Genomic DNA, 11336 nt, shown 5'->3' on the forward strand with positions numbered 1-11336 from the left:
AAAAAATCTACACAAATCGTGTAGATTTTTTAGGCATTCTTTAAGTCAAGCCTGAGACAAAAGCAATGAAACAATTTTTAAAAGAAAAGTACGATGCTTAGTAGAATACAAGCTAAAATAACACGGTAGTAACCAAAAGTAGGGATTGAACTCTCTTTTTTGAAGAACTTCATCACGACCTTTAAGGCAATCAAGCCTGAGACAAAAGCAATGAAATTTGAAAGCAGTAGCATCTGCCAGTTTGCGCCAATATAGGCACGGCTCGAGCTAGAAATCAGTGACTTTCCGCAAACCGCCAGCATAATTGGTAAGGAAGCCAGGAAAGAGTATTTAGCTGCCGCTGCTGATTTCATGCCCATCACACGGCCGGCAATAATCGTTGAACCTGAACGCGAAACGCCTGGAATTAAAGCAAATACTTGTGCCAGACCAATTACTAAAGCTCTATGGTGAGGTAATTTATTTTCATCAGTTTCTGAAAGGTGTGGCAGGCTATTTACGAAAATCATCACCAGACCGACCGTGCCCATTGCGATCGCAATCGTGGTGAGACTTGAGAAGAAGCTCTGTGATTCAATAAACTTGGATAATAGAAGGCCGATAATTCCGGCTGGAATGGAAGTGATTAAAAGATTCAATGTCATATGTAGGTCGCGTTTTACAAAAACCTGTTTTAAGATTTTTAGAATCTCTTTGCGATAATAAATTAAAAGAGCAAGTAGTGTACCAAAGTTGATCAATTCTAAAAAGAAATGAAAGTCTTCCGCACGGCTTCCCGCGCCCAATAATTTTTGTACAATTTCTAGGTGTCCAGATGAAGAGACTGGAATAAATTCGGTCAGCCCCTGTGTTAATCCTAGTACAAGTGATTCGATTACATTCATACTAGCATTATAGCTAATAATCTGTTTTCTTTACAATCTTGAAATATCATGTATAATATGTCAAAAGAATATTATTAAAAATCACAGGGAATTAAATTAATGCCGATTATCAAATCTGCAAAAAAGGCAGCACGCCAAGCAGTCAAACGCACTGCGCAGAATCAACAAATTAAAAAGTTTATTAAGGCCGCTCTTAAGGCTTTCAAGGCTGATCCTACTCCTGAAAATCTTTCAAAAGCTCAGTCTGAGTACGATAAGGCCGCTAAGAAGGGTCTTTTGAAGAAGAATACCGCTTCTCGTCGTAAAGCAAACTTAGTTAAGATTGCAAAAGCTGCAAAAACTGAAGCTACCGAAGCTCCAAAAAAGACTGTGAAGAAAGCTGCTGCAAAAAAACCTGCAGCCAAAAAGACCGTCAAAAAATCTGCAAAATAATTCAAAAATAGGATCCGAGCGATCCTATTTTTTATCCCCTATACCCTGTGTCTATTTTATAGACTTGATAATTCAATCAAAAAACTTTCTAAGACAACCCAAGGTTCTTTGGAGAAGTTAGTCTGTTTTAGCAACATATCAATTTCGGCCAGCCTCTTTAGAATCCTACGCTCTTTTTCTGCATTCTTTTTAGAGGCAAAAAGGTCAACTGCCTTTTTCGTCCAAGCCCCAATTGTCGCATAAGGATTATTATCTTCCTCCGCCTCGCGCATTAATTTTACCGCTCTCTTTCCGTCGGTCAATGCAATGTCAAAGACTCGAAAAACCAAAAAAGTATCCACTTGTTCTGGTAGTTTAAAACTCTCTATCTTAATCTTCTGAGGCTCGGCCTTAGCCACCTCCGCCAGTTCCTTATAAGTCGCACTGCGTTTATCAAGTTTTTGCTCTAGAATCGCTACTTGGTGTTCGGTTTGTAGAAACTTCGGAAGTTCTAAAAATAGCTCTTTTTTCAAACTCAAATCTTTAATCAAAATATGGCGACTCTCCATAAAAAGAGTTGTGCCTTGAAAAATTGAAACTAGCTCCTGTTTTTCTAGGTTGTCAGCATCAATTACCTCAATATCTGTTCCCAAATAATCGCGTGCTGCTTGTTCTGCTTTTTTGCGATCATCGCCATCAATTAAATAAATCATTTAAAACTTTTTCTGGCAGTTTGGACAAATATGTGTGCCACGACCTGCCACTTTCAATTTAATAATTTCCGCACCACAACGATTGCAAGGTTCACCCTCCCGACGAAATACTTGTGCAAATTTTTCCAAATAATTACCCTTTGTCCCGTCCGCTTTGACATAGGTTGCCATTGTACTTCCACCAGAATCAATCGAGCGCTGCATTACCACACCAGCCGCTTCTAGCAGCTCGGCAATTTCTGTATCGCTGAGACTCGAGGTGAGTCTTTCAGGGTGTATCTTCGTCATATATAACGCCTCATCAGCATAGATATTTCCAAGTCCTGCCACCACACTTTGGTCTAAAATTGTTGGTTTAATCTCGGCATTCTTATGGCGCATCAGGTTCTTCTTGAATTCTTCCACGCTCATCACCCATGGTTCTTTGGCGAGTTTCTTAATAAAGCTATCCGATTCAACCTCGCTGGTTTCAATTACTTTACAGAACCCAAACTTTCTCTGATCGTTAAAATATAGAGTCCCTATAGCTTGACTCGTCCCCGAGTCTGCGCCGTCCTCTTCGTAAATTTCAAATAAAACCCGCGTTTGCTTATTTGGCAACTCACTATAAAAGCTTTCATTTGGGTGTCCGCCGGCAAAGCTTTTTTCTGTGTATAGAGTGGTCTTAAAATCTCCCGCCTCAATCATCTCAAGATAATTTCGGCCCGATTCTTCGCCGCTGGCACGAAAAATTAATTGCCCCGTCATTCTTAGGTGCACCATCATCGATACACCGTTTTCAAAATCAAAAATCAAGGCTTTTCCAAAGCGTCGAATATTAATAATCTTCTGGCCTAATATTGCCTCCTTTGGACCAATGAAGGATTTATCACATAAAATTTTTACTGATGACACTTTTTTATTGAGGATAAATTTATTTAGTCCTCTTCGAATTGTTTCAACTTCTGGTAATTCTGGCATACCTCTATTCTATCTTAATTTAGGGAAAGTCTCTATAAAAAGACGCAATATAATCACTTAAAAATTCTAATGCTTGACTATATGTATAAAACATTGTAGAATCACGGCAACTACGGGGAATAGGCCCCGAGGGTTCTTTGAAAAGGAGGGAAGACTATGAAGAAGAATCTAGTAGTTATGGCAACAAGTTTAGCTCTTTGCGTGAGCATGATTCTTACTACACCAGCATATGCAGGTGTAGTAAAGAGGAATGCTACAGGTGCTGCTGCAAAGTTAGCAGAAGAGCAGATTAAGACAGACGAGAAGAAAGAGAACGAAACACAACAAGTTTCTTCTGAAACTTCTTCTCAAGAACAAGGAGACCAGACTGAGCAGGCACATGCCGGCTTAAAGGATCAGTCTCCGACAGATCAGGCAGCCCAGTCTCAAAAGGAGATCGGCAGGGATAACCCGATGACCGTTTTTCCAAGGGCAGATTATCTGGGTCCTGATGGTGTAGCGAAAGATCCAAGTTACGTCACGAGTAACTTTGAGGTCGAGGTTGATAAAACTATCTATCAGTGTGTCCGCTCTACTGGCGCCGCACGCTGGTTGAAGATGAGGCAGGAGAGTTTTATTTATCCTGAAATCAATCCAGATACCGGTTATCCATTATGGTCGACCAAACCATTTTGGAGACAGGATGGAAGCTTTGATGTCTACGGATATTTAAAGCAATTTTCTGCGAGAAAAAAAGAGCAGACTACAAAGCTCCATGTCTATACCGACTATGACAAGAGGAATAACGTAGTTACTGGAATGCAATTAGATTTTACTAATTATTATATGGAGAATCCTCCATATATTCCTACAGACTTGGATGAATTCAGTCTCTGGTTATTTTTTACTACAAGTAATGATATGACCAGTACTAATGGTAGGTATCTTAATGACGCCAAAACGGTGTTTATAGTAAAAGATGTCCACGAGGGTAAGGGAATTATCCAGTGGAGAGGTTGTATTGATATAGATCAGATAGCGAATGCTCCAACAGTGAAGATTACTGGATCTGAGAATAGCTATATGTATCTCATCCAGGTGGAGATGTTGGAGAAAGCTATGAGAAATTATCTCCAAAATCCTTATACTAAAGCAACTGATGTTAGTGATTGGGACATACCTAACCACTTTACAGGGTTATATTATTTTAAGGATTTCTGACATAGTCACTCTTGCGCCTAGTTATCTAGGCGCTTTTAAATTGACCAATTCCGCTTTAGGTTATATACTAAAAACAAATAACCCATAAAGAGGCATTTTAAAGCATGTATTTCAATCTTCTTAAGAAACACTATAGAATTTTCCCCTCCTTCTTTCTTTGTCTCCTATTTTTCTTTTCTTTCTTATTTTCTTCATCAGTTTTCGCAGAGGGGGGTGGTGCTGCAGGCGGTACAGCTGCTCCAATTTCTGGCTGCGGCAGTAGTCCCAAGAATATCTGCTACAGTAGCTGGAATACTGGTGGAGAGGGTAATAGTCAAGGCGGCGGCGGTGAATGGGTTTATATTACTATGAAGGAGTTGTTAGAAAGAAATTTAATCACCGACCCAGACTCTATTAGCTATAAGGCTATTCGGCGAGGTATCCCAGTAATTAATCAAGAAAGTGCCAGGCATTTAGATTATGCAGGTGATTCTCAAATGATCCGTGGTTGTGGTAAGGCGGATGGCGTCTATGCTTTTATTTCTCATAGATATCATAATAACGCTCCAGTCTTTACGCCTACTGGGGATGCTTATGGCCCTAATAAATTTGCCTATTTTCATTTTCCTCACTATAAGGGTCCAACCAATAGGGGAGAGAATACTATCTCGCCAGAAAAAAAATACGTTAATCGCGCTGGCCCATATCATGTAGAATATGATAAAGCCGAAAAAGAATTTCAAAAATATCTTGACTATACAAAACGCAATGATCTTAAATGGGATGACGGTGAATTCTCTTGGTTCTGCTCTTATGGTGAGCCAGAAAAAAAATGTGACCCAAACGATCCAACCTGTGATCAAAATAAAAAACCAGACTGTGACCCAAACACCGATCCAACTTGTAATAATAACGAGAGAAAACGCGACTGTTCTCTCGATGACCCAACTTGTAAGCCAAAGGGTCCTGATATCTGTAACGCCCTGGTCCCAGGCGTAGTTGGTTCCGTCTATAAGGGTAATACCGCCGCACTTTCTCAAGTGGTGAACCTGTCTTATACAGGTACGGAATCGTTTAAAAAATGGCAGTCACTTGTCCTCGCTCGTCCAGGCGACTCGATTCGTTTCCGTCATGCGCTATGTTATCCAGCTCAAGGCGTAGCTGCAGGCTTAGATAAATCGGATAAGACACTGACAGCTACTGCAGGCTCCCCAGGCCTGCCAAACCATTTTAATTTGTATGCTTCCCGTAACGATGATGGGGATAATCGCTATCTGTTCAAAGATTCTGCTCTAGCCGATGGAAATACTAGAAGTGTCCATACTCAAAGTAAAAATGCAATCCAGGGTGCAGGGATAATCTCTGCCGACTACGGTTTTTATACAGAATCTCCTTCCTCTCCCAACCCTCCATATTCTTGCGACAGCCCAATCTTTATCCAGAATAATAATCGTGCAATCACCAATGGCTTCCAGATTCCAGGCTTTGCCTCAGGTATCTCAAATTGTAATTCCGCTACTCAGACTGGTAGTAGCACCGAGGTAGGTAATAAAATTTCCCAAGGTATTTTCTATAATGATGTCAAATCTTGGGTTAGCTCCGTAACGAAAGTTAGTGGTGAATGTAGCTGTGGTGTTAATTCTGCTAAAAGTGAACAGCAGACAGATAAGCCTTATGAGAAAGCTGGTATTTTTGAGAGTAGAAATTCAAATGGTTCCATAGCTAATGAAGATGTTGTAGGTATTAGCGAAGTTAAAGACGAGGCCCTAAATGGGCATCCCGGAAACCATGCTATTGTTTATCCAAATGGTGGCCCAAGACTTAAGGGTACTTCATGGGGAAGTTATAAATATACATGTGAAGGCGATGGTTCTTGTGAAGAGGGAAGCAGAACTAGATATAAAACCAGTAGTCCTCGTTCTGTCCATTATCCAGTCTCCTCAAAAGACTATGGCGAACGTTCAACAAAGGCCAGTGTTGTTACTCCATACAACTTCAACACTTATGTAACAAGTTCTATTGATTCAGACGACGTAGTCTTCAGTGGTGAACGAGTAAATATTAGTGGCTCCTACCACATTCTTTCTCGCTCAAATACCATGGTTGCTAAAAATCCTTACGCCACTCATACTTCCGATAAAGAAACCTTCCGTATTTATGAGTTATTAATTCCGCCTCACACCAGTCTTCATACGCTTTCTGGTAGTGATCGTTCCGATCAAGATGTTTGTCGTTACTACGGTTCTGATAATTGTCACCTAGTCAAAGCGGTTAAAGGCGTGATGAATCCGGAAGGTAATTATAATGGTAGTGATCAAGATTCAGATATTTTCTCTCGCACGGTTCCGGATAACGGTGAATATGTGGGCTATAAATACTGTACCGCCACCTCCATTTGGCCAGCTTCCTCGCACAACACTACAACCAACACTATCGATAATAATATCTCAGGTCCTGCTATTTCGGGCGGTGATGAGACTAAATTTAATGTTTCTGACCTTTCCTGTGTGACAATCGCTAAAAAACCAAACTTCCAAGTTTGGGGTGGTGGTATGTTTACCAATGGTCAAATCGAGACTGCCGTCAGTCGCAAAACTCCTGGGCAAAGCTTCTCGTCGTATCCAAGTGCCGCTGAGAAAGTCTTTGGTTCCTGGGATGAATACCATGTAGTTGCTGGTGGCCGTGTCTATGGTTTTGGTTCCGGTGCTTCTTTGGGCTATGAAAAAGGCTATAATTATAATCTACCAACCGGCGGCTCTAACCCATCAAACAATATCTACAACCTTACTATTGCAAACCGAAAAAATATTGGAGAGTCTGGAGTTTATGGATTACCTTCCGGCCTGCTGTCTCGCCTAAAAGCTAGGTATCGCGATAATATTGCTAAAAATAGTAGCCTAAAAATCACCACGCACGATACAGGCTTGCAAAACACCTATATTCGAGGTGACGTCAATCTATCGCAGATCCAACTACCAGATCATAATCCTAAGGCAACAGACACTCTTTTCCGTACCTACGACACACTATATAAGACTATCACTACTGCCGATAAACAAAATAATACTCTCGTACTCTATGTTGATGGTACTCTAACAATTGATCAGAATCTCTGTTATTCGGCCTTTGGTGGTAATAATTGTCAATATGAAACCTCCACCAAACAGGCGGCCTACACCGACGTCTCTACTGAATCAATCACTAAGCTTCCACAAATCCTCATTTTCGCAAAGAACATTAATGTCTTAAGCAAGGTTAATCGTGTAGACGCCTGGTTGATTTTGGACGAAGATAACGCTTCTAACAACCTCAATACTTGTAGTGATGTTAATGAGCCATCTGCCGAGCAATGTTCTGAAACCATCATCTTTAATGGACCAGTTTTTGCCAAGAGTCTTACCTTAAAACGCACTGGTGGTGCAAACCACGGCGGTGGATTAATGGCTGGTATTCCTGCCGACCAGCGTGTTCTTGGTACTAGATATGACAAACATGAAGGTGGATATTATGCCATTTCCAGCGATGGCTCCGTTGCTCCAGCCGAGATCTTTAACCTCCGCTCTGACGCCTATTATTGGGGTGTCGGGCAGGCTCAGCGTTCTGGTATCGCGGAAGTTGTTTATCAAAGGGAACTGGCCCCACGCTATTAAAAGTCAGGCCACTCCCCCCCTATTATCCGCCCTGTTCTGCCTTCTCTTTGCTTGTCAAAATATAATTCTTATGTTAAATTTAAATAAATTAGGTCAACACAAACAATGGATGTAAGCGCGCAAAACAATACGAAAAATGCTACCAGTAATCAATCTGGTCCTTCTTCAAGCACTAAAGCTCCGCGACCAGATTCTTTAGGTTTTGGCATCGATCCACAGCAAATACCTGAAAAAGTTGCTGAAAAAATCCAGCGTGGCGCAAATATTCTCATTGCTCTCTCTAAGGACCCCAATCTCGACGAGATGTCTGCTGCTATTGCTCTCGCCATTGTTTTAGATCAACAGAAGAAGCATGTTACAGCTATTTATTCTGGTAAAACCCCAAATGCCCTTGAATTTCTAAAGCCCGAAGAAACCTTCGAAAAAGACACCAGTAGCTTACAAGACTTCATTATTGCGTTGAATAAATCCAAAGCCGACCACCTCACTTACAAGCTTGATGGCGATTACGTGAAAATCTATATTACTCCGTACAAGGGACAGGTTAAAAAGGAGGATCTCGAATATTCTTACGGTGACTACAATGTTGACCTTGTGATTGTCTTCAATGTTAATGCTGGCACCGAAATCGATTCTGCGCTTTCAGAATATGGTCGCATCATGCATGACGCCAGCGCAATCAATATTACCTCGGGCTTGCCAGGTCGTTTTGCTGATCTTGAGTGGAGTGATCCTGAAAAATCTTCCGTCTGCGAAATGGTTTATGACCTCCTTAAAGAACTTGAAATTACCGAGCTTTCTCAAGAGGTTGCAACCGCTCTACTAACAGGTATTCTCTCTGCCACAGAACGCTTTTCCAATAATCGCACCAAGCCAACCACTATGGCTGTCGCCTCAAAATTAATGGAGGCTGGTGCCGATCAACAGTTAATCTCTGCTAATATCCTTAAGCCAGAGACTCCAGCCACTCAAGAGAACTTAGCTACATCGGATGCTTCTGCTGCTTCAGAGACTCCAATCTCTTCAGACGTCCCTACTACTCCAGAGACTTCTACCTCTTCAGTCATTCCTATTACTTCAGAGATTCCAACCTCTTCAGATACTTCAACTACCGCAGGTACTCCAGCTACGGTAGATACTCCAACTGTTTCTGATTCTAATCCTGATACTGGCCTCAAGGAACTTGAGGAGCTCGTTAATCAAAACCTCGCTCAAACTGCTAATCTCCAGAATAACCAAGAAGTATCCTCTGAGACTTCTCAACTGCCAAATCTTCCAAGTGAAGAGCTGAGTCTCTCTACCACTCCGCTTACTACTGGTAATGTAATGGATGAATTGGCTCGTATGACTGCATCCATGACCAACACAAGTCAGGAAACTGATAATCTTGTTGTTGCTCCTGATTCACAGACTCAGGCAACTCCGCAGGCTCAAGTCGCCCCAGAAATCCAATCTATCTCACAAACTCAGGTTGCCCCACAAGCTCAACCTACTCCAGAAATCCAAGTTACCCCACAAGCTCAACCTGCTCCAGAGATTCAGGCTACTCCTCAAGCCCAGCCGTTTTCTCAAGTTCAACCAGAAGCCCAGCCACAAACCTATGACAACCAGCAGGTTTCTATGCAGTTCCAACCACAACCTCAACCACAGCCACAAATGCAACCTCAGGCACAAGCCCAGTTTGAGACGCAAGTTCAATCTCAACCACAACCACAGCCACAACCTCAACCATTTCCTCAGTTCCAACCTCAGCAATACACTCAGCCACTTCCTCCTGAACAGCCAGTTTCGGTCCCTTCAATGCAATCTCAACTTCCTCCAGTTAACCCATTGCCCTTCCAGTCCAGTCCAGATATTGTAGGCCATACCATTTCTGATCCTGTCATAGAATCCGGGGAAGATATGAGTCGGCTCATGGATGAAGTTCTCGCTGAGCCGTCACCCATCCAAAACCCAGTTGGCTACCAAAGTCTTATTAACCAAGGAGACTACATTAATCAGTCGCTGTCACAACAACCAGTGCCAAATCCCCAACCAACCCCAACTCATCCTCTTTCTGTTGGCCAGCAGCCAATTGTAAACTATATTCCTGGTCAAAATATTGCAACATTGTCGGCTCCAGCCATGCCTACTATGCCACAGAATACCAACTACCCTAACCCTGAATATACAAACACTATCCCAGAATATTCAACTCCAGCCATTCCAACGATGCCAACTGCGCCAACTCCAGAACCGCAGCCAGCCCCAAATCTACAACCAGCTCCAGAACCGCAGTCGGCGTCAAGCCTCCAGTCATCCTTGACCGCCCAACCACCTTCGAACCCGCAGCCAGTCCCGACTACTCTTGTCGACCCAATGGCAGATTTTATCCAAGCCACCCCACCGGCCACTAGTACTCCTATTCCAGATTTTCTACAGCCTGAAGCTTTCTTACCTCCAGCCCCAGCACCAGTGGTGCCAGCTCAACCTACTCCAATCCAGAGCAGTTACTCTATGCAACCGACTATTCCTAATATGCCATTGCCGCCGGTTGCTCCTCAGGCTACCCCAACTCCCCCAATTATTGAGCCTACTCCGGAGGTCACTCCAACTCCTCAAATTCCTCAAGCCCCGACAATTCAGTCCGCCCCAGCTCCGACCCCTCAGTCTTCACCAGCCCCTCAAGCGCCCACCACTCCAGTCGATCCTTCTGCCTTTCGTATCCCAGGCACCTATTAAATTTTGACAGACTTATTGTTTTTCACTATTATCATTAGTAATGAATACTCAAGATAGTCAACAAACACAGGATATTATCCTTATAGATAAGCCAGCTGGACTTAGTTCTTTTGGCGTAGTCGCAAGAGTTCGCCGTCGTCTCTCGATGGAGGCAGGGAAGAAGGTGAAAGTTGGACATACGGGCACTCTTGATCCCTTTGCTACCGGTCTGTTAATTCTTCTTGCCAATAAGGCCACCAAACTCTCAAATCAGTTTCTAAAGCTTGATAAATGGTATGAGGCAACTATCTGTCTTGGTAAAACTAGTACCACAGGTGACCCCGAAGGCGAAATTACTGAACAAAACACAGAAAAGGTACCCACACTTGAAGAAGTCAAAGCTGTCGTTAGTCAGTTCGTTGGACAAATCACTCAAACTGTCCCAGCTTTTTCAGCGGTAAAAATCAATGGCCAACGCGCTTATCAACTAGCTCGCCGTGGTGAAGATGTTGTGATGCCCACTCGCCAGATAGAAATCTATTCTCTTGAAATCCTAAGTTATAATTATCCTGAACTCGTCATTAGAACTCATGTTTCGAGTGGTACTTACATTAGAACTCTAGGCGAGGATATTGGTAAAGTTCTCGGTGTTGGCGCCTATCTGACAGCTCTCCGACGTACTCAAGTTGGCGATTACCAGATTAAAAATGCTGTCAAGTTGTCCGATTTTATAGGTGAAAACAATAAATAATGAAAGGAAAATATGGATGATTTTATTCTGATTGCTATCAAGCTGTTAATCGGCTTCTTGGCTCTTATCTTTGTTATCAACGTTACAG

General features: G+C 42.5%; 8 protein-coding genes. 5 read left to right on the forward strand and 3 right to left on the reverse strand.

Translation table 11 applies throughout. The features are described from left to right. Window positions 1-77: 77 nt before the first annotated feature. On the reverse strand, window positions 78-884 hold the full coding sequence (locus G3KMM_RS02250; RefSeq protein ID WP_129605017.1) for an undecaprenyl-diphosphate phosphatase: 807 nt from the start codon (window positions 882-884) through the stop codon (window positions 78-80). A gap of 99 nt (window positions 885-983) precedes the next feature. Here G3KMM_RS02250 and rpsT point away from each other — a divergent pair, with 99 nt between their 5' ends. Then, entirely contained in the window at window positions 984-1316 is a 333-nt protein-coding gene (gene rpsT / locus G3KMM_RS02255) for a 30S ribosomal protein S20 (protein ID WP_129605020.1), read from the forward strand. 56 nt (window positions 1317-1372) lie between these two features. Here the strand turns inward: rpsT and G3KMM_RS02260 are convergent, their stop codons facing one another. Continuing rightward, window positions 1373-2008: a DNA polymerase III subunit delta gene (locus tag G3KMM_RS02260; RefSeq protein WP_129605023.1), complete on the reverse strand. Its 636-nt coding sequence runs from the start codon at window positions 2006-2008 to the stop codon at window positions 1373-1375. Next, a complete protein-coding gene (gene mutM, locus G3KMM_RS02265) occupies window positions 2009-2968 on the reverse strand; it encodes a bifunctional DNA-formamidopyrimidine glycosylase/DNA-(apurinic or apyrimidinic site) lyase (RefSeq protein WP_129605027.1) in 960 nt (319 codons plus the stop codon). Window positions 2969-3124: 156 nt separating this feature from the next. Here mutM and G3KMM_RS02270 point away from each other — a divergent pair, with 156 nt between their 5' ends. The 4 genes from G3KMM_RS02270 (at window position 3125) to truB (ending at window position 11248) form a co-directional block, all read left to right on the forward strand. Further along, complete coding sequence (locus G3KMM_RS02270) at window positions 3125-4168, forward strand: hypothetical protein (RefSeq protein WP_129605030.1); 1044 nt, start codon at window positions 3125-3127, stop codon at window positions 4166-4168. 104 nt (window positions 4169-4272) lie between these two features. Next, the gene (locus G3KMM_RS02275; RefSeq protein ID WP_129605033.1) at window positions 4273-7797 is read left to right on the forward strand and encodes a hypothetical protein; all 3525 of its coding nucleotides are present in this window, start codon (window positions 4273-4275) and stop codon (window positions 7795-7797) included. 105 nt (window positions 7798-7902) lie between these two features. After that, the gene (locus G3KMM_RS02280) at window positions 7903-10518 is read left to right on the forward strand and encodes a hypothetical protein (protein WP_129605036.1); all 2616 of its coding nucleotides are present in this window, start codon (window positions 7903-7905) and stop codon (window positions 10516-10518) included. A gap of 40 nt (window positions 10519-10558) precedes the next feature. Further along, window positions 10559-11248, forward strand: a complete 690-nt coding sequence (gene truB / locus G3KMM_RS02285; protein WP_129605039.1) for a tRNA pseudouridine(55) synthase TruB — start codon at window positions 10559-10561, stop codon at window positions 11246-11248. The last annotated feature ends 88 nt before the right edge of the window (window positions 11249-11336 follow it).

This window comes from Candidatus Nanosyncoccus nanoralicus, from assembly GCF_004138405.1.
In the GTDB taxonomy this organism is placed as follows: Bacteria; Patescibacteriota; Saccharimonadia; order Saccharimonadales; family Saccharimonadaceae; genus Nanosyncoccus; species Nanosyncoccus nanoralicus.

What these genes read in the sequence shown, in the direction of transcription:
- rpsT (WP_129605020.1), top strand. Translation starts at nt 984, where the DNA reads ATGCCGATTATCAAATCTGCAAAAAAGGCAGCACGCCAAGCAGTCAAA.
- G3KMM_RS02270 (WP_129605030.1), top strand. Translation starts at nt 3,125, where the DNA reads ATGAAGAAGAATCTAGTAGTTATGGCAACAAGTTTAGCTCTTTGCGTG.
- G3KMM_RS02260 (WP_129605023.1), bottom strand. Translation starts at nt 2,008, where the DNA reads ATGATTTATTTAATTGATGGCGATGATCGCAAAAAAGCAGAACAAGCA.
- G3KMM_RS02280 (WP_129605036.1), top strand. Translation starts at nt 7,903, where the DNA reads ATGGATGTAAGCGCGCAAAACAATACGAAAAATGCTACCAGTAATCAA.
- truB (WP_129605039.1), top strand. Translation starts at nt 10,559, where the DNA reads ATGAATACTCAAGATAGTCAACAAACACAGGATATTATCCTTATAGAT.
- mutM (WP_129605027.1), bottom strand. Translation starts at nt 2,968, where the DNA reads ATGCCAGAATTACCAGAAGTTGAAACAATTCGAAGAGGACTAAATAAA.
- G3KMM_RS02275 (WP_129605033.1), top strand. Translation starts at nt 4,273, where the DNA reads ATGTATTTCAATCTTCTTAAGAAACACTATAGAATTTTCCCCTCCTTC.
- G3KMM_RS02250 (WP_129605017.1), bottom strand. Translation starts at nt 884, where the DNA reads ATGAATGTAATCGAATCACTTGTACTAGGATTAACACAGGGGCTGACC.